The 21838-nt window shown below is 62.4% G+C and carries 23 protein-coding genes; 10 read left to right on the top strand and 13 right to left on the bottom strand.

Features of this window, described 5'->3' with window-relative positions; all coding sequences use genetic code 11:
• Window positions 1-16: 16 nt before the first annotated feature.
• From rng to tldD, 4 genes are all read left to right on the top strand, one after another.
• The gene (gene rng / locus AB7M33_RS04030) at window positions 17-1474 is read left to right on the top strand and encodes a ribonuclease G (protein WP_454242449.1); all 1458 of its coding nucleotides are present in this window, start codon (window positions 17-19) and stop codon (window positions 1472-1474) included.
• A gap of 82 nt (window positions 1475-1556) precedes the next feature.
• Window positions 1557-5372 carry a YhdP family protein gene (locus AB7M33_RS04025; RefSeq protein WP_454242448.1) on the top strand — a complete coding sequence of 1272 codons (3816 nt, stop codon included), beginning with the start codon at window positions 1557-1559 and terminating at the stop codon, window positions 5370-5372.
• A gap of 14 nt (window positions 5373-5386) precedes the next feature.
• Window positions 5387-6238, top strand: coding sequence for a carbon-nitrogen hydrolase family protein (locus AB7M33_RS04020; protein WP_099428392.1), 852 nt, complete (start codon window positions 5387-5389; stop codon window positions 6236-6238).
• 2 nt (window positions 6239-6240) lie between these two features.
• On the top strand, window positions 6241-7680 hold the full coding sequence (gene tldD, locus AB7M33_RS04015) for a metalloprotease TldD (protein ID WP_027595595.1): 1440 nt from the start codon (window positions 6241-6243) through the stop codon (window positions 7678-7680).
• A gap of 117 nt (window positions 7681-7797) precedes the next feature.
• On the opposite strand, the gene yjgA is transcribed toward tldD, so the two are convergent.
• Window positions 7798-8316 (bottom strand): ribosome biogenesis factor YjgA, encoded by a 519-nt coding sequence (yjgA, locus tag AB7M33_RS04010; RefSeq protein WP_027595596.1) that lies wholly within the window; start codon window positions 8314-8316, stop codon window positions 7798-7800.
• A 108-nt stretch (window positions 8317-8424) separates the two neighbouring features.
• Between yjgA and pmbA the strand changes: the two genes are divergently transcribed.
• The 6 genes from pmbA (at window position 8425) to AB7M33_RS03980 (ending at window position 13822) form a co-directional block, all read left to right on the top strand.
• Complete coding sequence (gene pmbA, locus AB7M33_RS04005; protein ID WP_027595597.1) at window positions 8425-9771, top strand: metalloprotease PmbA; 1347 nt, start codon at window positions 8425-8427, stop codon at window positions 9769-9771.
• 251 nt (window positions 9772-10022) lie between these two features.
• Entirely contained in the window at window positions 10023-10424 is a 402-nt protein-coding gene (locus AB7M33_RS04000) for a hypothetical protein (protein WP_027595598.1), read from the top strand.
• Entirely contained in the window at window positions 10417-11793 is a 1377-nt protein-coding gene (locus AB7M33_RS03995; protein WP_099428394.1) for a class II fumarate hydratase, read from the top strand. Before AB7M33_RS04000 ends, AB7M33_RS03995 begins: the two co-directional genes overlap by 8 nt.
• Before the next feature lie 49 nt (window positions 11794-11842).
• Window positions 11843-12304, top strand: a complete 462-nt coding sequence (locus AB7M33_RS03990; RefSeq protein WP_027595600.1) for a hypothetical protein — start codon at window positions 11843-11845, stop codon at window positions 12302-12304.
• A gap of 1 nt (window position 12305) precedes the next feature.
• Window positions 12306-12917 carry a superoxide dismutase gene (locus AB7M33_RS03985; protein WP_027595601.1) on the top strand — a complete coding sequence of 204 codons (612 nt, stop codon included), beginning with the start codon at window positions 12306-12308 and terminating at the stop codon, window positions 12915-12917.
• 11 nt (window positions 12918-12928) lie between these two features.
• A complete protein-coding gene (locus tag AB7M33_RS03980; protein ID WP_027595602.1) occupies window positions 12929-13822 on the top strand; it encodes a ZIP family metal transporter in 894 nt (297 codons plus the stop codon).
• Window positions 13823-13857: 35 nt separating this feature from the next.
• Here the strand turns inward: AB7M33_RS03980 and AB7M33_RS03975 are convergent, their stop codons facing one another.
• From AB7M33_RS03975 to AB7M33_RS03920, 12 genes are all read right to left on the bottom strand, one after another.
• Window positions 13858-14178 (bottom strand): helix-turn-helix domain-containing protein, encoded by a 321-nt coding sequence (locus AB7M33_RS03975; protein ID WP_238210372.1) that lies wholly within the window; start codon window positions 14176-14178, stop codon window positions 13858-13860.
• Window positions 14171-14542 (bottom strand): type II toxin-antitoxin system RelE/ParE family toxin, encoded by a 372-nt coding sequence (locus tag AB7M33_RS03970; RefSeq protein ID WP_454242447.1) that lies wholly within the window; start codon window positions 14540-14542, stop codon window positions 14171-14173. The genes AB7M33_RS03975 and AB7M33_RS03970 overlap by 8 nt, the downstream gene beginning before the upstream one ends.
• Before the next feature lie 87 nt (window positions 14543-14629).
• Complete coding sequence (locus AB7M33_RS03965; RefSeq protein WP_027595603.1) at window positions 14630-14902, bottom strand: HPr family phosphocarrier protein; 273 nt, start codon at window positions 14900-14902, stop codon at window positions 14630-14632.
• Window positions 14903-14922: 20 nt separating this feature from the next.
• On the bottom strand, window positions 14923-15777 hold the full coding sequence (gene rapZ, locus AB7M33_RS03960) for an RNase adapter RapZ (protein WP_027595604.1): 855 nt from the start codon (window positions 15775-15777) through the stop codon (window positions 14923-14925).
• Between the two features lie 2 nt (window positions 15778-15779).
• Window positions 15780-16244 carry a PTS IIA-like nitrogen regulatory protein PtsN gene (ptsN, locus tag AB7M33_RS03955; RefSeq protein WP_027595605.1) on the bottom strand — a complete coding sequence of 155 codons (465 nt, stop codon included), beginning with the start codon at window positions 16242-16244 and terminating at the stop codon, window positions 15780-15782.
• A 12-nt stretch (window positions 16245-16256) separates the two neighbouring features.
• On the bottom strand, window positions 16257-16565 hold the full coding sequence (gene hpf / locus AB7M33_RS03950) for a ribosome hibernation-promoting factor, HPF/YfiA family (RefSeq protein ID WP_003255135.1): 309 nt from the start codon (window positions 16563-16565) through the stop codon (window positions 16257-16259).
• 79 nt (window positions 16566-16644) lie between these two features.
• Window positions 16645-18138 (bottom strand): RNA polymerase factor sigma-54, encoded by a 1494-nt coding sequence (locus AB7M33_RS03945; protein ID WP_027595606.1) that lies wholly within the window; start codon window positions 18136-18138, stop codon window positions 16645-16647.
• A 175-nt stretch (window positions 18139-18313) separates the two neighbouring features.
• Entirely contained in the window at window positions 18314-19039 is a 726-nt protein-coding gene (lptB, locus tag AB7M33_RS03940) for an LPS export ABC transporter ATP-binding protein (protein ID WP_027595607.1), read from the bottom strand.
• Window positions 19040-19564, bottom strand: coding sequence for a lipopolysaccharide transport periplasmic protein LptA (lptA, locus tag AB7M33_RS03935; RefSeq protein ID WP_027595608.1), 525 nt, complete (start codon window positions 19562-19564; stop codon window positions 19040-19042).
• On the bottom strand, window positions 19551-20123 hold the full coding sequence (gene lptC / locus AB7M33_RS03930) for an LPS export ABC transporter periplasmic protein LptC (protein WP_027595609.1): 573 nt from the start codon (window positions 20121-20123) through the stop codon (window positions 19551-19553). Before lptC ends, lptA begins: the two co-directional genes overlap by 14 nt.
• A gap of 8 nt (window positions 20124-20131) precedes the next feature.
• On the bottom strand, window positions 20132-20656 hold the full coding sequence (locus tag AB7M33_RS03925; RefSeq protein WP_027595610.1) for a KdsC family phosphatase: 525 nt from the start codon (window positions 20654-20656) through the stop codon (window positions 20132-20134).
• Window positions 20657-21631: a KpsF/GutQ family sugar-phosphate isomerase gene (locus AB7M33_RS03920; RefSeq protein ID WP_027595611.1), complete on the bottom strand. Its 975-nt coding sequence runs from the start codon at window positions 21629-21631 to the stop codon at window positions 20657-20659.
• Window positions 21632-21838 lie beyond the last annotated feature (207 nt).

The following is a 21838-nucleotide window of genomic DNA, read 5'->3' as shown; positions in this document are numbered from 1 at the left end:
TTGACGAGAGCCTGCCATGAGTGAAGAGATCCTGATCAACATCACCCCGATGGAGTCACGTGTGGCGGTGGTGGAAAACGGGGTGCTGCAGGAAGTGCACGTCGAGCGCACCCTGCGCCGCGGCATCGTCGGCAATATCTACAAGGGCAAGGTGGTGCGCGTGCTGCCCGGCATGCAGGCGGCCTTCGTCGACATCGGCCTGGAGCGTGCGGCGTTCATCCACGCCTCGGAGATCTCCCAGCGCGAAGGCTCGGCGGTAGAGAACATTACCGCGCTGGTGCATGAAGGCCAGGCCCTGGTGGTACAGGTGACCAAAGACCCGATCGGCACCAAGGGCGCACGCCTGACCACGCAGTTGTCGATCCCTTCGCGTTACCTGGTGTACATGCCGCGCAGCAGCCATGTCGGTATTTCCCTGAAGATCGAAGACGAAGCTGAGCGTGATCGCCTCAAGCAGGTAGTCAGCGGCTGCATGGACAGCGAAAATATCAAGGATGCCGGGGGTTTCATCCTGCGTACTGCCGCCGAAGGCGCGCGCGCGGAAGAAATCCTGCAGGACATTCGCTACCTGCGCCGCCTGTGGGAACAGATCGGCAGCCAGATCCAGAGCTGCGGCGCACCCACGGTAATCTACGAAGACCTCGGCCTGGCACTGCGTACCCTGCGCGACCTGGTCAACCCGAAGATCGAGAAAATCCGCATCGATTCGCGCGAAACGTTCCAGAAAACCACGCAGTTCGTCGGTGAACTGATGCCGGAAATCGCCGATCGCCTCGAGCATTATCCTGGCGAACGGCCGATCTTTGACCTGTACGGCGTCGAAGACGAGATCCAGCGCGCCCTGGAGCGCAAGGTGCCGCTCAAATCCGGTGGCTACCTGGTGGTCGACCCGGCTGAAGCGATGACCACCATCGACGTCAACACCGGCGCCTTTGTCGGCCATCGCAACCTCGAAGAGACCATCTTCAAGACCAACCTAGAAGCTGCCACCGCCATTGCCCGGCAGCTGCGCCTGCGCAACATCGGCGGCATCATCATCATCGACTTCATCGACATGGAAGATGAAGAGCATCAGCGCCAGGTGCTGCGCACCCTGGAAAAACAGCTCGAGCGTGATCACGCCAAGACCAACATCATTGGCATTACCGAGCTGGGCCTGGTGCAGATGACCCGTAAGCGCACCCGCGAGAGCCTCGAGCAGGTGCTGTGCGAGCCGTGCCTGGCGTGCCAGGGGCGCGGCAAGCTGAAAACCCCCGAGACCATCTGCTACGAGATCTTCCGTGAAATCCTCCGCGAAGCCCGTGCCTATCAGGCCGAGGGCTACCGCGTGCTGGCCAATCAGAAGGTGGTCGACCGGCTGCTGGACGAGGAATCCGGCAACGTTGCGGAGCTTGAAACCTTCATCGGCCGAACTATCCGCTTCCAGGTCGAGTCGATGTACTCGCAGGAACAATACGATGTGGTGCTGCTCTGAGGTTTCGCGAAACGCGCCACAGGATGGCCGGGCTGGCAAAACCGGCACTTAGGGCCATCATGGATAAACGACCTGGAGGGCCATGGCCATGGGACGTCTGAACCGCGTTCTTGTCGCCTCGACCCGCTGGGGGCTGGGCATTTGCGCGCTGCTGGCGGTGTTGGTGGCGCTGTACGTTAGCGTTGGCCGGCAACTGGTGCCGCTGGTGGCCGAATACCGGGCCGATGTCGAGCACAAGGCCGAGCAAGCGTTGGGCTTGCCGGTGCACGTTGGTGCCCTGGAAGGCCGCTGGAGCGGGCTTGCGCCTGTACTGCGCGTTCGCGACCTGCAATTGGGCGAAGGTGCTGGCGCGTTGCGCCTGGACGAGGTCAAGCTGGTGCCAGACCTCTGGGCCAGCCTGACCTCCCGTGAGGTACGCCTGGCACGTATCCAGCTGGGTGGCTTGCAATTGATCCTGCGCGAAGACGCCCAAGGCGCCTGGAACCTCGAAGGGCTGCCGAAGAAGGATGATGCCCCGCTCGACCCCGCCGAGTTGCTGCAGCGCCTGCGCCAACTGGGGCGCATCGATGTGTTCGACAGCCAGGTAACCTTGCAACCCTGGCAGCGCGACCCCCTGACCTTGACCTACGTAAGCGTGGGCTTGCAGGCCGGTGCCTCGCGCCAGGCCCTCGACTTGCGCGCCACGCTGCCTGACGGCCAGCCCCTGGCGCTGAACCTGCGCAGCCGCGCGTCGCCCGAGGCCTGGCGCGATGGCCAGGTTGCCGCCTACCTGAGCCTGCCGCAAAGCGACTGGGCACGCTGGTTGCCGCCGAGCCTGCTGGGCAAGTGGCACGCCAGCGCATTGCGCGCGGGTGGTGAGTTCTGGGTCGACTGGGGCAAAGGCCAGTTGCAGCAAGCCGTGGTCCGGCTCAATGCGCCCCAGCTAAAAGGCGCTTATGCCGAGCGCAAAGCAGCGACCTTGGAGAACCTGGCGTTGTCTGCGTGGTTCCAGCGCAACGAGCAAGGTTTTGATGTGATGGTCGATTCCTTGGCCATGAATATCGGCAAGAACCGTTGGGAATCTCACCTTCAATTACGTCAGCGCCCAGGGCAGGCCCCCGCTGATGAGCGCTGGCAAGTGCAGGCCGACCGCCTCGACCTCACCCCCTTGACCCCGTTGATCGATGCCTTGGCACCGCTGCCGGACAACCTCATGGCCGTGGTCGATGGCCTGAACGTCACCGGCGCGCTGCGCAACGTGCGGCTGGAGGCGCGGCCCAAAGCCGAAGGCGACCAGCGCCTGCAGTTTGCCGCCAACCTGGAGAAGGTTGGTTTCAACGCTTACCACGGTGCCCCCGCGGCCGGCAATGTCAGCGGCAGCGTCAGTGGTGACCTGGGGCACGGCGAGCTGCGCCTGGATACCGACGCTTTCATGCTGCACCTGTACCCGATCTTCGCCAAACCCTGGCATTACCAGCAGGCCAATGCGCGCCTGACCTGGGCCCTCGACAAAGAAGGCTTCACCCTCGTCGCGCCATACCTGAAGGTACTGGGCGAGGAGGGCAAGATCGCCGGTGACTTCCTCATTCGCCTGCTGTTCGAAGAGGGCCGCGAAGACTACATGGACCTGCGCGTCGGCTTGACCGAGGGCGATGGCCGCTACACGGCCAAGTACCTGCCCGAAGTGCTGAGCCCGGCCCTCGACGAATGGCTGCGCAGTGCGATCGTCAAAGGCACCGTGGACGAGGGCTACTTCCAGTACCAGGGCTCGCTGAACCATGGCGCCGCGCCAGAGGCGCGCAGTATCAGCCTGTTCTTCAAGGTGCGCGACGTGGTGTTGGACTTCCAGCCCGGCTGGCCACAGGTGCAACAGGTGGACGGTGATGTGCTGATCGAGGACAGCGGTGTGCGCATCAAGGCTCACCATGGCCTGTTGCTCGACACCAAGGTCAGTGACGTCAGTGTCGACATCCCCCACGTCGAGGGTGACCAGCACAGCCATCTTTACCTTGATGGTGATTTCGACGGCGGCCTGGACGACGGCCTGAAAATTCTCAAAGAGGCGCCGATCGGCACGGGCGAGATCTTCGCCGGCTGGGAAGGCGAGGGCCCGCTCAAGGGCAAGGTCAAGCTCGATATCCCTCTGGCCCATGGGGAACGGCCCAAGGTTCAGGTGGACTTCGCCACCGCTGATGCCCGCCTCAAGGTGGCCCCGCCTACCCTGGAGTTGAACCGCCTGAAGGGCGATTTCAGCTTCGATTTGGACAAAGGGCTCAGTGGCAAGAACATCAGCTTGCAGGCGTTCGGCAAGCCGGTCACCGCGCAGATCGTTGCCGAGGGCGCGCCAGGGCAGATGCAGACTCGCATCAACGCCAATGGCCAGGTCGCGCTGAAGGCGCTGACCGAGTGGCTGCAATTCAACCAGGCCTTGCCGGCCTCGGGCGACTTGCCGTACCAGTTGCAGCTCAACCTGGGCAGCCGGGACAACAGCCTTAGCGTCAATTCCTCACTCAAGGGCCTTGCCATCGACTTGCCTGCGCCCTTCGGCAAGGCCGCTGCGGACACCCGCGACAGCCGTTTCAGCATGAACCTGCAAGGGTCGGAGCGGCGCATTGACGCCGGTTATGCCGACCTCGCGCGCTTCGCCTATGCCGCGCCTTCCGACAAACTGGCCCAGGGCCGCGGCGAATTGCTGCTGGGCACGGGGCAGGCGCAAGTACCGGCCGGCCAAGGCTTGCGCGTACGTGGGCGCCTGGAAACACTCGACCTGGCCCCGTGGCAGGCCAAGGTGGCCAGCCTGGGCGGTGATGACCCAGGTGGCAGTGCGCGGCAGATCCTGCAAAGCGTCGACCTGAGCATTGGCCAACTGAAGGCCTTCGGCATGGACCTCAACCAGGCGGTGGTACGCCTGGCCCGAGGTGGCCCGGCGTGGGACCTGCGACTGGACAGCAAGGAAGTCATCGGCAACGCACGCGTGCCGGATGCCAAGGGCGCGCCCATGTCGATTCGCTTGCAGACCTTGCGCCTGCCGGCGGCCGACCCGGCCCAGGCCCAGGCCGAGGAAGGGCCTGACCCGTTGGCCTCGTTCGACCCGCGCAAGGTACCTGCGCTGGACCTGAGCATCGACAAGCTCTACCGCGGCGACGACCTGTTCGGCAGCGCCTCGATCAAGCTGCGCCCAACCGCGCGCGGCGTGTCGGCAGACGATATCGACCTGGACTTTAAAGGCCTGCGCATCGACGGCGGCGGTGGCTGGGAAGGCCAGCCGGGCAGCACCAGCAGCTGGTACAAAGGGCGCCTGGATGGCAAGAACCTGGCTGATGTGCTCAAGGCGTGGGGGTTCGCGCCTACCGTGACCAGCCGCGATTTCCGCCTGGATGTCGATGGCCGTTGGCCCGGTTCGCCTGCTTGGGTGGGCCTGAACCGCTTCTCCGGGAGCATGGACGCGGCGTTGCGTACCGGCCAGTTTGTCGAAGTCGAAGGCAGTGCCCAGGCCTTGCGCGTGTTCGGCCTGCTCAATTTCAACTCCATCGGCCGTCGCCTGCGCCTGGACTTCTCCGACCTGTTCGAAAAAGGCCTGGCCTATGACCGGGTCAAAGGCCTGCTGGTGGCCAGTAATGGCGTGTACGTGACCCGTGAACCGATTACGGTGACCGGCCCTTCGAGCAATTTCGAGCTCGAGGGCACCCTGGACATGGTCCGTGACCGGGTGGATGCCAACCTGCAAGTGACCCTGCCGGTCACCAACAACCTGCCGCTGGCTGCCTTGATCGTCGGTGCTCCAGCGGTCGGGGGCGCGCTGTTCCTTGTGGATCGGTTGATCGGCGACCGGGTCTCACGCTTTGCCAGCGTGCATTACCGCGTCGAGGGGCCGTGGAAAGAGCCTAGAATCACATTTGTGAAACCTTTCGAGAAATAGCGCCAGGAGTAGTCATGAAGGCAGCGGTGATTCAGATGGTCAGCCAGGACGACGTGCTGGCCAACCTGCAGCGGGCCGGCGCCCTGCTTGAGCAGGCCGCGCTCGGTGGCGCACGCCTGGCCGTGCTGCCAGAGAACTTCGCTGCAATGGGGCGCAAGGATGCTGCGGCGATCGGGCGTGCCGAAGCCTTGGGGGAAGGGCCGATCCTGCCCTGGTTGAAACGCACGGCGCGCGACCTCAAGTTATGGATTGTCGCCGGCACGTTGCCATTGCCACCGGTCGGCCAACCTGATGCCAAGGCCCATGCATGCTCGTTGCTGATCGATGAACACGGTGAAGTGGCCGCGCGCTATGACAAGTTGCACCTGTTCGACGTGGACGTCGCCGACAACCGCGGCCGTTATCGCGAGTCTGACGACTATGCCCATGGCGCACAGGTGGTGGTGGCCGATACCCCGGTGGGGCGCCTGGGCTTGAGCGTATGCTATGACCTGCGCTTCCCCGAGTTGTACAGCGCACTGCGCGCAGCCGGGGCAGAACTGATCACCGCACCTGCCGCCTTCACGGCGGTGACGGGGGCGGCGCACTGGGATGTGCTGATTCGCGCGCGTGCCATCGAGACCCAGTGCTACCTGTTGGCCGCAGCGCAGGGCGGCACCCATCCAGGGCCACGAGAAACCCATGGCCATGCAGCGATCATCGACCCTTGGGGGCGGATCGTTGCGCAGCAGGCGCAGGGCGAAGCGGTATTGCTCGCCGAGCGCGACATTGACGAACAAGCGTCCATTCGGGCGCGCATGCCGGTGGTATCGCACCGGCGCTTTTTCTCGCAGGACGCCTTGCGGCCTGCGCACACCTCGGAGTGACTATGAGCCAGATGTTATCCACCGTCAGCGAGCAGCTCCTGGCCCCAGGCGGATTGACCCTGGACAGCCTGCAGGCTGTGCTGGGTGAGTTGGCCGGCCCGGGCATCGATGCCGCCGACTTGTATTTCCAGGGCCAGATCTCGGAAACCTGGGCGCTCGAGGACGGCATCGTCAAAGAGGGCAGCTTCAACCTGGATCAGGGCGTAGGCGTACGTGCCCAATCCGGTGAAAAGACCGGCTTCGCCTACAGCAATGCCATCAACCTGGAAGCCTTGACCTCGGCGGCCCGCGCCGCGCGTTCGATTTCCCGCGCTGGGCAGAATGGCACGGTGCAGGCGTTCCGTAGCCAGGATGTGACTGCCCTGTATGCTCCGGACAACCCGCTGGATGTGCTGACGCGCGCCGAAAAGGTCGACCTGCTCAAGCGTGTCGACGCGGCGACCCGTGCGCTGGACCCGCGTATCCAGCAGGTCAGCGTGAGCATGGCCGGGGTTTGGGAGCGCATTCTCATCGCCGCGGCTGATGGCAGCCTGGCCGCCGACGTGCGCCCGCTGGTGCGTTTCAACGTCAGTGTCATCGTCGAACAGAATGGCCGCCGCGAACGCGGTGGCCAGGGCGGTGGCGGGCGTACCGACTACCGGTTCTTCACCGAAGACAAGGTCATGGGCTATGCCCGTGAGGCCTTGCGCCAAGCGCTGGTGAACCTGGAAGCGATTCCTGCGCCGGCGGGTACCTTGCCGGTGGTGCTGGGCTCGGGTTGGTCGGGCGTGTTGTTGCATGAGGCGGTGGGCCATGGCCTGGAAGGCGACTTCAACCGCAAGGGCAGCTCGGCGTTCAGTGGCCGCATCGGTGAGCAGGTGGCGTCGAAACTGTGCACCATCGTCGACGACGGCACCCTTGAAGGCCGCCGTGGCTCACTGAGCGTGGATGACGAAGGCACCCCGACCGAGTGCACCACGCTGATCGAAAACGGTGTGCTCAAAGGCTACATGCAGGACAAGCTGAACGCCCGCCTGATGGGCATGGCGGTGACCGGCAACGGCCGTCGCGAGTCCTACGCGCATCTGCCGATGCCACGCATGACCAACACCTACATGCGTGCCGGCGAGAGCGACCCGCAAGAAATCATCGCCTCGGTGAAAAAAGGCATCTACTGCGCCAACCTTGGTGGTGGCCAGGTGGATATCACCAGCGGCAAGTTCGTGTTCTCAACCAGTGAGGCGTACCTGATCGAGGACGGCAAGATTACTGCGCCGGTCAAAGGGGCAACGCTGATTGGTAACGGACCGGAGGCGATGAGCCGCGTGTCGATGGTCGGCAATGACCTGGCCCTGGACAGTGGTGTCGGGACCTGCGGCAAGGATGGGCAATCGGTGCCGGTAGGGGTAGGGCAGCCGACGCTGAAGCTGGATGCGATCACAGTTGGCGGTACTGGTGCGTGATGGCGTTGGGGACCGCTTTGCGGTCCTTTCGCAGCGCAAGGCTGCTCCTACAGGTATCGCATGCCTCTGTAGGAGCAGCCTTGCGCTGCGAATGGGCCGCAAAGCGGCCCTACGGCATCAACGCAAGCCGCGCTGCAGCTCGTCGAGGTCGCGGATGTACTTGAACACCTTGCGCGCAGCAGCAGGCGGTTTGTTCCGCGCTTTTTCGTGCTGGGCATGGCGGATCAGCGAGCGCAGTTGCTGGCGATCGGTGTCCGGGTATTCGTTGACGAAGCGCTCGAGGTCTTCGTCATTACCGTCGATGAGCCGGTCGCGCCAGCGCTCCAAGCCGTGGAAGCGCTCGTTGTACTGGCGGGTCGAGCTGTCCATCTGTTCGAGCAAGGCATGGATGGCATCCAGGTCCTGGACGCGCATCAGCTTGCCGACGAACGACATGTGCCGTTTGCGGGCTCCGTGAGCTGTGTGCTTGCTGGCCTCGGCCAACGCTTTGCGTAGCTCGTCGGTCAACGGCAGGCGTGCCAGGGTGTCGGCCTTGAGCGTAGTGAGGCGCTCGCCGAGTTCAACCAGTTCATGCAGTTCGCGCTTGATCTGGGTTTTGCTTTTTTCGCCGTCGTAGGCGTCGTTTGAATCAACCATGGTGGCAGTCCGCTAGAAATCGCCGCCATGATAACCAGTCGGGGGCCGCTTGTCCGGCCCGGTCGTAGAATGACCCTCGCCGAACGCAGAATTTGAGTGGAGAGAACCATGAGTGCAGTCCAGAGCGTAGGTCCCAAAGACCTGCCAGCGTTGCAGGAACAGGTCGAAGCGATCATCGCCGAAGCGCGTCGCCAGGGTGCCAGTGCCTGCGAAGTAGCGGTGTCGCTGGAGCAGGGCCTGTCCACCACGGTGCGCCAGCGTGAGGTCGAAACGGTCGAGTTCAACCGTGACCAGGGCTTTGGCATCACCCTCTATGTCGGCCAGCGCAAAGGCTCGGCCAGCACCTCCGCGAGTGGCCCAGACGCGATCCGCGAGACCGTTGCCGCAGCCTTGGCCATCGCCAAGCACACCTCTGAAGACGAATGCTCGGGGCTGGCCGATGCCGCGTTGATGGCGCGCGAAATCCCGGACCTGGACCTTTATCACGACTGGGATATCGAACCCGAGAAGGCGATCGAGATGGCCTTGGCCTGCGAGGCCGCGGCGTTCGACGCCGATGCCCGCATTCTCAACGCCGATGGAACCACCCTCAATACCCATCAAGGGTGCCGGGTCTATGGCAACAGCCATGGATTCATCGGTGGTTATGCGTCGACCCGGCACAGCCTGAGCTGTGTGATGATCGCCGAGGGCGACGGGCAGATGCAGCGCGACTACTGGTATGACGTGAACCGCCAAGGCACCTTGCTGGCTGACCCGCGCAGCATCGGCCAGCGCGCGGCCCAGCGTGCGGCCAGCCGCCTCGGCGCACGCCCGGTACCAACGTGCGAAGTGCCGGTGCTGTTCTCGGCGGAGCTGGCCGGCGGCCTGTTCGGCAGCTTCCTCTCGGCGATTTCCGGCGGCAACCTGTACCGCAAGTCGTCGTTCCTTGAAGGCACCCTTGGCCAGCGCCTGTTCCCTAGCTGGTTGACCCTCGATGAGCGCCCGCATATTCCTCGGGCCTTGGGCAGTGCCGCGTTCGATGGCGATGGCTTGGCGACCTACGCCAAACCGTTCGTCGACAAAGGTGAGTTGGTGTCGTACCTGCTGGGCACCTATTCCGGTCGCAAGCTCGGGCTGCCGAGCACGGCCAACTCCGGTGGTGTTCACAACTTGTACGTAACCCATGGCGTCGAAGACCAGGCTGCCCTGATCCGCCGCATGGGGCGTGGCTTGCTGGTGACCGAGCTGATGGGGCATGGCCTGAACATGGTGACCGGCGATTATTCGCGTGGGGCTGCGGGTTTCTGGGTCGAGAACGGCGAGATTCAGCATGCGGTGCAGGAAGTGACCATCGCCGGGAACATGAAGGATATGTTCCAGCAAATTGTCGCGATCGGTAACGATCTAGAGACACGCAGCAATATCCATACGGGCTCGGTGCTGATCGAGCGAATGACGGTTGCAGGGAGCTGATAGGTAACCTGCTCTGGCCGCTTCGCGGGTAAACCCGCTCCCACAGGATCACCGACTGGCTTCAGGGTACTGTGGGAGCGGGTTTACCCGCGAAGAGGCCGGTACAGCCCAACCTGTTTCAGACTGATTTAGAGAACCCGGCCCTGGCGCCGGGTTTTTTATGCGTCCTACCTCACGGCTTTAGTCGATCCGCACTTGAAGTGATTCTATTTATCACTTAATAATGAATATCATTACCCAGTTGCTTGGCGATGGTGTTCATGAAATCCGTCCTCCACGAATTGCCCTATTTGGAAAACTGGCGCTGGCTCAGCCGGCGCATTCGCTGCGCGCTCGAGCCCGATGAGCCGCGCCTTATCGAGCACTACCTGGCCGAAGGCCGTTACCTGGTGTGCTGCACCGAAACCTCGTCCTGGACGGTGGCGTTGACCTCCTTCCGCCTGCTGCTGGATACCGCCTGCGACCGCATGCTGCCGTGGCATTGGCGCTGCCTGTGCCTGGACCAGGCCTGGCGCCCGTTGCTGGACCTGCGCAACCTCGACCGCCGCGAACAAAACCAGCGCTGGCAGCCCTACGCCCTGCAGTTGGCCAACTGCGTGCTGCTGCCTTCGATTTCTCCCGATGAACTGATGCAAGGATTAGACGATGAGTAATACCCGTATCGAGCGTGACAGCATGGGTGAGCTTCAGGTGCCTGCCGAGGCCCTGTATGGCGCCCAGACACAGCGCGCGGTCGACAACTTCCCGATCAGCGGCCAGCGCATGCCGGCCCAGTTCATTCGCGCATTGCTGCTGGCCAAGGCGGCAGCGGCCAAGGCCAACATCGAGCTGGAGCAAGTGACCGCCGACCAAGGCCAGGCCATCGTCAAGGCGGTCGAGCAACTGCTCGCGGAAGATTTTATCCAGCATTTCCCGGTGGACGTGTTCCAGACAGGTTCCGGCACCAGTTCGAACATGAACGCCAACGAAGTGATCGCCACCCTGGCCAGCCGGGTGCTCGGTGATGCGGTCAATGCCAACGACCATGTTAACTGCGGCCAGAGCAGCAACGACATCATCCCGACCACCATCCATGTCAGTGCCGCCTTGGCGCTGCACGAGCAGCTGCTGCCGGCATTGCGGCACCTGGTGCAGGTGATCGAGGCCAAGTCGGTGCAGGTGCACGCCTTTGTAAAAACCGGCCGCACTCACCTGATGGACGCCATGCCCGTGCGCATGAGCCAGGTGCTCGACGGCTGGGCGGCGCAAATCAACGGCGCGCTGGCGCACATTGAGGCGACCCTGCCGAGCTTGCAGGCGCTGGCCCAGGGCGGTACCGCCGTCGGGACCGGCATCAACGCCCATCCACAGTTCGCTGCCGGTTTCGCGCGTCAGCTGAGTGCCCTGACCCAGGTCGAGTTCACTCCCGGGCAAAACCTGTTTGCGCTGATCGGCTCGCAAGACACGGCGGTGGCCCTTTCCGGCCAGCTCAAGACCACCGCCGTGGCACTGATGAAAATCGCCAACGACCTGCGCTGGATGAACTCCGGCCCCTTGGCCGGCCTCGGCGAGATCGAGCTGCAAGGCTTGCAGCCGGGCTCGTCGATCATGCCGGGCAAGGTCAACCCAGTGATCCCGGAAGCCACCGCCATGGTCGCCGCGCAGGTGATCGGCAATGACGCGACCATCGCCATCGCCGGGCAGTCGGGCAACTTTGAGCTGAACGTCATGTTGCCGGTGATCGCCCGCAACCTGCTGGAAAGCATCGAGCTGATGGCCAACGTCAGCCGCCTGCTGGCCGACAAGGCCATCGCCACCTTCAAGGTCAATGAAAGCAAGCTCAAGGAGGCGCTGGCGCGCAACCCGATCCTGGTCACTGCGCTGAACCCGATCATCGGCTACCTCAAGGCTGCCGAAATCGCCAAGACCGCCTACAAGCAGGGCCGCCCGATCATCGACGTGGCGCTGGAACACACCGACTTGTCGCGTGACCAGCTCGAGGCCCTGCTGGACCCGGAAAAACTCACGGCCGGCGGTATCTGACTCAGCGTCACCGCCGAGCGTACGAGCCATCGCGCTCAGGAGAAACGTCATGCAGCACTGGAAACGCACCACTGAAACCGCCAACCGCCTGTTCGAGCAAGGTGAATGGGTCGATGCCCGGGAACACTACCTGCAAGCCTTGGCCTTGGCCCAGGTGCTGTTCGAGCGCTGGCATGACGTCGACGAAGCGGTGGCGGTGTTCGTCATCGCTCACCACAACCTGGCCGACCTGCACCTGCGCCTGAACCAGCCGCACGAGAGCGCCGACTACCTGTGCTCTGCACACCAGCGCCTGCTCCAGGCCAGCCAGGAAGCGCGCTTGCCCCAGGCGCTGCGGGATGCAGCGCTGCGCCACAGTTCACGCACCTACACCGAATTGCTGAGTTTCATTGCCGAGTACGGACAGTACCCGCGCACCGAGCGCCTGCTCAACCGTCACGCCCCCGCCGCCAGCGAGCTGGCCGCGCAAACAGGCGTGACACCCAGAACCCACGCTTACGGAATCCATTGATATGCCACATACCTTGCCTGCGTTGCCTTATGCCTACGATGCGCTGGAGCCGCACATCGATGCCCAGACCATGGAAATTCACCACAGCAAGCACCACCAGACCTACATCAACAACCTCAACGCTGCCATCGAAGGCACCGAGTGGGCCGAATGGCCGGTGGAGCAGTTGGTAAGCGCGGTCAAGCAGCTGCCAGAAAAGCTGCAGGGCGCCGTGATCAACCAAGGCGGCGGCCACGCCAACCACACGCTGTTCTGGACGGTGATGGCGCCACACGGCGGCGGCCAGCCACACGGTCAGGTGGCCAAGGCCATCGAGGCCGAGCTGGGTGGGTTCGACGCGTTCAAGGACGCCTTCACCAAAGCAGCGCTGACCCGCTTTGGCAGTGGCTGGGCGTGGCTCAGCGTCACCCCGGGCAACACGCTGGTGGTCGAAAGCAGCGGTAACCAGGACAGCCCGCTGATGCACGGCAACACGCCGATTCTCGGGTTGGACGTGTGGGAGCACGCCTACTACCTGAAATACCAGAACCGTCGCCCTGAATACATCGGTGCCTTCTACAACGTCGTCGACTGGGCGGAAGTGGAACGTCGTTATCTCGAAGCCTTGAAGTGAGTCGATCCGGTATGCGTTCACAGGTGTTGTCCGTCAGCAGCGTGCGTCTGTTTCGTCTGGCGATAGGAACCTTGCTGTTGCTGGCGGGCACAGCATTGCTGCTGGCGCAGGGCATTGCCTGGCTGGGCCTGGAGCCGCGCATGCTGCGTGCCCTCGAAGGGGGCGCATTGTGTGCGTTGGGGACAGCGCTGGGCGCGGTACCGGTGTTGGTGATTCGTAACATGCCGGTAGCCCTGGCCGACACACTGCTGGGCTTCGGCGCGGGTGTGATGCTGGCGGCCACCGCGTTTTCCCTGATCATCCCGGGGCTGGAGGCGGCGCAAGGCATCGGCTTCAGCCCATGGGGCGCGGGCGGCTTGATCAGCTTTGGCCTGATGTTTGGCGCCTTGTGCCTGTTCCTGGTCGACCTCAAGGTCTCCGGTGCCTCGCCAGAAGCCTTGGTCGGCACAGACAACCAGCCGGTGATTGCCGCGCGAATCTGGTTGTTCGTGATCGCCATCATCGCCCACAACATTCCTGAAGGCATGGCCATTGGCGTGTCTGCGGGCGGTGGCATGGCCGATGCCGACAGCCTGGCAATGGGCATCGCTTTGCAGGATGTGCCGGAAGGGCTGGTGATTGCGCTGGTGCTGGCGGGGGCGGGCATGCCGCGTTTCAAGGCATTCTTGATTGGTGCCGCTTCAGGCCTGGTCGAACCGGTGGCAGCGGTTATCTGTGCCTGGCTGGTAAATGTGGCAGAGCTGCTGTTGCCGTTGGGCTTGGCGTGTGCCGCCGGGGCGATGCTGCTGGTAGTGACCCAGGAGATCATCCCCGAGTCGCGTAGTAATGGGCATCACCGCCTGGCCAGTTTGGGGTTGTGTATTGGTTTTTGCCTGATGATGGTGATGGACACGGCGATGTCTTGAATGTGGTGAAGGCAGGCTGCCCTTCGCCAACGTTGTCAGGCGAAGATAACTTCTACCCGGCCCTCGCGTCGTGAGCGAGGCGCCGCCTTGACCACAATCTGAATGTCGCGGCCAAGGCGTGCCAGGCAATCAATCATTTTTGTTTCGCTGATACCGCGAAACTTCCCTCGCATCATTTCGGAGACCTTGGGTTGCGGAAGCCCCAGTACTGCCGCTGCCTGCACTTGAGTCAGGTGGCGTGCCTTGATGATGCTGCAGATCTTGCTGGCCAGGTGTGCCTTTATCAGCATTTCGCCAGCGTCTGCGCTGTTGAGGTCGGCATAGACGTTTCCGCTGCTTTCTTCGATCTCAATCATGTGTTGTTCCTTTTGCGTGAGCCACTGCCTGCTTCAGCCTTGACTTGATCAAGTCCAATTCGTGCTTGGGTGTCTTGATGCCTGAATTGGATTTTTTCTGGAAACAATGCAGGACGTACACCGCAGCCCCCAGGCTTACGGTATAGATGGCGCGATAGGTGTCGCTGGTGTGGTTTTCCACCACCTCCAGAACGCCAGCACCGGTGAAGCCCTTCAGGCATTTCGCCTGAGGGTGTTTGCCCCCTTCTTGTGCCAAATGCAGGGCAAAGCCGAAAATATCCTGTACATCGCTTGGCGCTTCCTGCAGATCCTTCTTGCTACTTCCTACCCAGTACAGCGGTTTGACACGTTTGAATGCATCCATGACATCGTCCTAATCTATACCTATATAGGTATAAATACAAACGCGCTCTTGGTCATGCTGAAAATTGGCAGGGGATGTTGCCGGGCTTTACTCGCCTTCGTCGAAGTAGTTGTTGATCAACTCGACCAGTGCGTCCAGCGCGTCGTTGTCCTGTTCGCCTTCGGTCAGCAAGTGCACCTGGGTGCCTTTGCCTGCCGCGAGCATCATCACCGCCATGATGCTCTTGCCGTCCACCAGCTTGTCTGGCGCGCGGCCTACCTTGACCTGGCAGGGAAAGCGCCCGGCCACGCCGACGAACTTGGCCGCCGCCCGGGCATGCAGGCCCAGCTTGTTGATGATGGTGATTTCGCGGGCGGGCATCGTGGGGTGGATCCTGTGGGCTAGAGGTCGCGGTGGCGGACCTGGACGTTTTTCAGGGATTGCTGCAGCAACGTGCCGAGGCGTTCGGTCAGGTACACCGACCGGTGATGGCCACCGGTGCAGCCAATGGCGATGGTGACATAGGCGCGGTTGCTGGCGGCGAAGCGGGGCAGCCATTTAAGCAGGTAGCTGGAAATGTCGTTGAACATCTCTTCGACGTCCGGCTGGGCGGCGAGGTAGTCGATTACCGGTTGTTCGAGACCAGAATGCTCACGCAGTTCGGGCTTCCAGTAGGGGTTGGGCAGGCAGCGCACGTCGAACACCAGGTCGGCATCGACCGGCATGCCACGCTTGAAGCCAAAGGATTCGACCAGGAACGCGGTGCCAGGCTCTGGCTGGTTGAGCAGGCGCAGCTTGATCGAGTCGCGCAACTGGTAAAGGTTGAGGCTGGTGGTGTCGATCTTGAGGTCGGCAAGGTCGGCGATCGGCCCCAGCATGTCGCTTTCCACGCGTATCGCTTCTGCCAGGGAACGGTCGGCATTGGTCAGCGGGTGACGCCGACGGGTCTCCGAAAAGCGCTTGAGCAGGGTGTCTTCGTCGGCATCCAGGTACAGCACATCACACTTGATATGCCGGGCTCGGGCCTCTTCGAGCAGCTCGGGGAAACGCGTCAGGTGGCTGGGCAGGTTGCGCGCGTCAATCGACACGGCGACCTTGGGCTGCAGCAACTCGGTATTGATCAAGGCATCTTCCGCAAGCTGCGGCAGCAGCCCGGCGGGAAGGTTGTCGATGCAATAGAAACCGTTGTCTTCCAGGACATCGAGGGCGGTGCTCTTGCCGGAGCCGGACCGGCCGCTGACGATGATCAGGTGCATGTTCAGTGCTCGTTCTGTACGTCCAGGACAACCTGGTACAGGGCCTCGTTACTGCTGGCGGCACGCAGACGATCACGGACCTCTTTGCGATCGAGCATGCTGGCGATCTGGCGCAGCAGTTCCAGGTGCGCATCGGTGGCAGCTTCGGGCACCAGCAGGACGAACAGCAGGTCCACAGGTGCGCCATCGATGGCGTCGTAGTCGATCGGCGCCTCCAGGTGCAGCAGTGCGCTGACCGGGGCGGTGCATCCTTCGAGTCGGCAGTGGGGGATGGCGATGCCGTTGCCGAACCCGGTCGAACCGAGTTTTTCACGGGCGACCAGTTTTTCGAAGACGTCTTGCATCTCCAGCTCTGGCACTTGTTCGGCGATGACGGTGGCGACCTTTTCGAGGGCGCGCTTCTTACTGCCGCCCGGCACGTTCACGAGGGAACGGCCGGGGGTCAGGATGGTTTCAAGTCGGATCATGGATGAGGGGGATCAGCGGGCAGCTGCACCTTGCAGCAGGCTTTGCTGTTTTTCCTTGTGTTTTTTCAGTTGGCGGTCGAGCTTGTCGGCCAAGGCGTCGATCGCTGCATACATGTCTTCGTGTTCCGCGTTGGCTACCACTTCACCGCCCGGAATCTGCAGGGTCGCTTCGACCTTCTGCTGCAGCTTCTCGACCTTCATGATGACCTGCACGTTAGTGATCTTGTCGAAGTGACTTTCCACGCGGGCGAGCTTTTCAAGCACATAATCGCGCAGCGGCTGGGTGACTTCTACATGCTGTCCACTGATATTGACTTGCATACAGCTTCTCCTTTATTGCCCGTGCATAAAGAGGCAAGTCTTGCACCTGCCCCAAAAACGCTGTGGCACATACCAGGTGCTACATCAGTCGCTTGCGCTCGCTCGACGGTGCGATGCCGAGAGACTCGCGGTACTTGGCGACGGTGCGACGGGCTACCTGGATGCCTTGTGCCTCCAGTAAACCAGCGATCTTGCTGTCACTCAATGGCTTTTTCTGATTTTCCGCCGCAACCAGTTTCTTGATGATCGCGCGGATCGCTGTGGACGAGCATTCTCCGCCTTCAGCGGTGCTGACGTGGCTTGAGAAAAAGTATTTCAGTTCGTAGATGCCGCGGGGCGTGTGCATGTATTTTTGCGTGGTAACCCGCGAAATGGTCGACTCGTGCATGCCGACAGCTTCGGCGATGTCATGCAGGACCAACGGCTTCATCGCTTCGTCGCCATGGTCGAGGAAGCCGCGCTGATGCTCGACGATCTGCGTGGCCACTTTCATCAGGGTTTCGTTGCGGCTTTGCAGGCTCTTGATGAACCAGCGCGCTTCTTGCAGCTGATTGCGCATGAAGGTGTTGTCGGCGCTGGTGTCGGCGCGGCGGACAAAGCCTGCGTACTGCGGGTTGACGCGCAGGCGCGGGATGGCTTCCTGGTTCAGCTCCACCAGCCAGCGGTCGCTGTCCTTGCGCACGATGACGTCGGGCACGACGTACTCGGGCTCGCTCGACTCGATCTGCGAGCCAGGGCGCGGGTTGAGGCTTTGCACCAGCTCGATGACCTGGCGCAGCTCGTCTTCCTTGATCTTCATGCGCCGCATCAGCTGGCTGTAGTCGCGGCTGCCCAGCAGGTCGATGAAGTCGGTGACCAGGCGTTTGGCCTCGGCCATCCACGGCGTGCTGGCCGGTAGCTGGCGCAGTTGCAGCAGCAGGCATTCGCCCAGGTTGCGTGCGGCGATGCCGGCAGGCTCGAACTGCTGAATGCGGTGCAGGACCGCTTCGACCTCGTCCAGCTCGATATCCAGTTCGGGGTCGAAACCGGCGCAGATCTCTTCGAGGGTGTCTTCGAGGTAGCCCTGGCCATTGATGCTGTCGATCAGGGTGACGGCGATCAGGCGATCGGTGTCGGACATCGGCGCCAGGTTCAACTGCCACAGCAGGTGGCTTTGCAGGCTTTCGCCGGCCGATGTGCGGGTGGTGAAGTCCCACTCGTCGTCATCGTTGCTCGGCAGGCTGCTGGCGCTGGTCTGGTAGATGTCTTCCCAGGCGGTATCGACGGGCAGCTCGTTGGGGATTCGCTCGCTCCACTCGCCGTCTTCCAGGTTTTCGGCACTGTTGGTGCTTTCCTGGAAGCTGTTGTCCTGGACTTCGGCGGCCGGTTTGTTCTCGGCGTTATCGGCCATCGGGTCGCTGTTGTCGAAGTCCTCGCCGTCTTCCTGACGTTCGAGCATCGGGTTCGATTCCAGCGCTTCCTGGATTTCCTGTTGGAGGTCCAGGGTAGAGAGCTGGAGGAGGCGGATGGCCTGTTGCAACTGAGGAGTCATCGTCAGTTGCTGGCCCATTTTTAGGACGAGCGATGGTTTCATGGCAGGGGCTTAATACCTTGTTCGCCGGCGCGCATGCGCCATCCACTACACGAGGGCGCCGGAGCGCCAAATTCAAGCAAGTTTTATGCCTTAAATTGTAGCGTTTGCCTAGAGCACCGTAACAACTTAAACCCCGACAGGGTCGATTTGCCAGTGCTCCAGGTGCGTCCCGGGGTCAGAGCCGGAACTCGTGACCCAGGTAAACCTCTTTGACCAGTTCGTTGGCCAGGATGGTCTCGGCGTCGCCTTCGGCGATCAGTCGGCCATCATTGACGATATAGGCGGTTTCGCAGATATCCAAGGTCTCACGCACGTTGTGGTCGGTAATCAGTACGCCGATCCCCTTGGCCTTGAGGTGGTGGATGATCTGCTTGATGTCACCGACGGAAATCGGGTCGACGCCCGCGAAGGGTTCGTCGAGCAGGATGAACTTCGGTGCGGTCGCCAGGGCGCGTGCGATCTCGACACGGCGGCGCTCGCCACCCGAGAGGCTCATGCCGAGGTTGTCGCGGATGTGGCTGATGTGGAACTCCTGCAGCAGGCTTTCCAGCTCCTTGCGGCGGCCGTCGCGGTCGAGCTCCTTGCGGGTCTCGAGGATCGCCATGATGTTGTCGGCCACCGACAGCTTGCGGAAGATCGAAGCTTCCTGCGGCAGGTAGCCGATGCCGGCACGCGCGCGACCGTGCATGGGCTGGTGGCTGACATCGAGGTTGTCGATCAGCACGCGCCCTTGCTCAGCCTGGACCAGGCCGACGATCATGTAGAAGCAGGTGGTCTTGCCGGCGCCGTTGGGGCCAAGCAGGCCGACGATCTGGCCGCTGTCGATCGACAGGCTGACGTCGCGCACGACTTGCCGACCCTTGTAGCTCTTGGCCAGGTGCTGGGCTTTGAGGGTTGCCATTTACTCGGCCTTCTTCTTCGGCTGGATCACCATGTCGATGCGCTGACGTGGTTGAGTCACGTTGCCACCACGACCGGCGGTCGCAACCTGGGTCTTGGTGTTGTAGACGATCTTCTCGCCTTCAGTGGTGTTGCCTTCATTCTCGACCTTGGCGCGGTCGGTGAGGATCACCGTGTCTTTCTGCGCCTGGTACTGAATGGTCACGGCCCAGCCTTTCATCTTGTCCGGCTTGGCGGTGCTCTGCTGCTGTTCGAAGTAGGCCAGGTTGCCCACCGAGGTGACCACGTCGATGTCGCCATTGGCGGCGCGGGTCATGGTCACGGTGTTGCCTTTGATCATCATCGAACCTTGGGTGATGATGACGTCACCGGTGTAGGTGGCCACGCCTTGCTTGTCGTCCAGGTGCGCGTTGTCGGCCTGGATGCGGATAGGCTGGTCACGGTCGGTCGGCAGTGCGAAGGCGCTCGCGCTTCCCAGTGCTGCGCTCAGGCTGAGCAAAAGGGGGAGGGTTTTAACGAGCCTCATACTGTCCTCTTACGTTAGAGAGCAGGTCCATCCTGCCTTCTTTCAAATACGCTTTCATTCCTTTGCCCGTGGTCGTGCCACCGGCGCCGTCGATTCTAACGGCTTGCTCGGTCTGCGCATATTGCTTCTGCGGGAATACGGTCATGCGTGAGCTGGTGATAATCGTTTCACGCTTCTTTTCGTCGGTGCGGGCAATGCGCACCTGGTCGATCAGCTCGACCTCGGTGCCGTCCGGGTTGACCTCGGCACGGACGCTTTGCACGTGCCACGGGTACTCGGTGCCGCGGTACATGTGCAGGTCTGGCGTGGTCACCAGTGTGACCTCGGTGGCTGTCAGGTGTTCGACCTTGTCGGCGGTCATTTCGTACTGCAACTTGCCGTCGGGCAGGAACTGCACGCTGTGGGCATTGATCGCGTAGTAGTCGATGGCGCTCTCGTCGACCTGGGCCGTGGGCTGGTCGAGGAAGCTCTCGGGGCTGACATTCCAGTAGCCGATCGCCGCCAGCAGGGCGCCGATGGCCACGAGCAGCACAATATTGCGGGCTTTCTTGCTGAACATGAGCAGCCTTAAAGGTAATGTGCGTTGGCAGCGTCCAGGGTGCCCTGGGCCTGCATGATCAGTTCACAAAATTCACGCGCCGCGCCTTCACCGCCGCGGGCCTGGGTCACCCCGTGCGCATGTTGGCGAACGAAGGGGGCGGCGTTGGCCACCGCCATGCCCAGGCCGACCCGGCGGATCACCGGCAGGTCGGGCAGGTCGTCGCCCAGGTAGGCGACTTGTTCATAGCTTAGGCCGAGTTCGGCGAGCAAGCCGTCGAGTACCACCAATTTGTCCTCGCGGCCCTGGTACAGGTGCGGGATGCCGAGGTTTTTCGCACGTCGCTCGACCACCGGGGTTTTGCGCCCGCTGATGATTGCCGTGGTCACGCCAGATGCCATGAGCATCTTGATGCCCTGGCCGTCGAGGGTGTTGAAGGTCTTGAACTCGCTGCCGTCTTCGAGGAAGTACAGGCGGCCGTCGGTGAGCACGCCGTCAACGTCGAACACGGCAAGCTTGATGGCCTGGCCACGTTGAATCAAATCCTGGGTCATTTACATTACTCCGGCGCGCAACAGGTCGTGCATGTTCAGGGCGCCGGTCGGGCGGTCGTCCTGGTCGACCACCACCAGCGCGTTGATCTTGTGGTCTTCCATGATTTTCAGCGCCTCGGCGGCCAGCATTTCGGCGCGGGCGGTCTTGCCATGCACGGTCATCACCTGGTCGATCAAGGTGGTGTGCATGTCGATATTGCGGTCCAGGCTGCGGCGTAGGTCGCCGTCGGTGAAGATCCCGGCCAGTTTGCCGTCCGGTTCGAGGATCACGGTCATGCCCAGGCCTTTGCGTGACATTTCCAGCAACGCGTCCTTGAGCAGGGTGCCGCGTGCCACCTGGGGCAGTTCGGCGCCTGCGTGCATCACGTTCTCGACCTTGAGCAGCAGGCGGCGGCCAAGGGCGCCACCGGGGTGCGAAAAGGCGAAGTCTTCGGCAGTGAAGCCACGGGCTTCGAGCAGGGCGATGGCCAGGGCGTCGCCCAACACCAGCGCTGCGGTGGTCGAAGAAGTGGGGGCCAGGTTCAGCGGGCAGGCCTCCTGGGTGACGCGGGCGTCGAGGTTGACCTCGGCAGCCTGGGCCAGGGGCGAATCGGCATTGCCGGTCAGGCTGATCAGCTGGATGCCGAGGCGCTTGATCAGCGGCAGCAAGGTGATGATTTCTGCAGTGCTGCCAGAATTGGACAGGGCCAGGATGACATCGTCCCGGGTGATCATGCCCATGTCGCCATGGCTGGCTTCGGCCGGGTGCACGAAGAACGCAGGCGTACCGGTGCTGGCCAGGGTGGCGGCGATCTTGTTGCCGATATGCCCCGACTTGCCCATGCCGACCACCACGACCCGGCCTTTGCTGGCCAGAATCAGCTCGCAGGCCTTGACGAAGTTGGCGTCGATACGCGGCGCCAGGCTTTCCACGGCCTCGACTTCGAGGCGCAAGGTGCGCAGGGCGGACTGGATCAGCTCACTGGATTGGCTCATGTCGTCAAACAATGCCTGATGAAAAGGCGGCGATTATAGCCGCAATGGAAGAAAGCCTCATCCTTTCGATTGCCCGGCAAATGCCATGGAAGTCTGTCGTTGTGCTGAACGACACGTTCCATGGCCTTGGGGCCGCCCTGTCAGCGGTGCTATAGTTCGCCGCTATTCGGCCTGTCAGGGGCACGTGTGCCTTCACGATGAGGGCAA

The sequence above is a fragment of the Pseudomonas sp. Y3 TE3536 genome (assembly GCF_053629175.1).
Note: the sequence above shows the minus strand (reverse complement) of the source record. Positions and strands in the feature narration are given on the sequence as shown.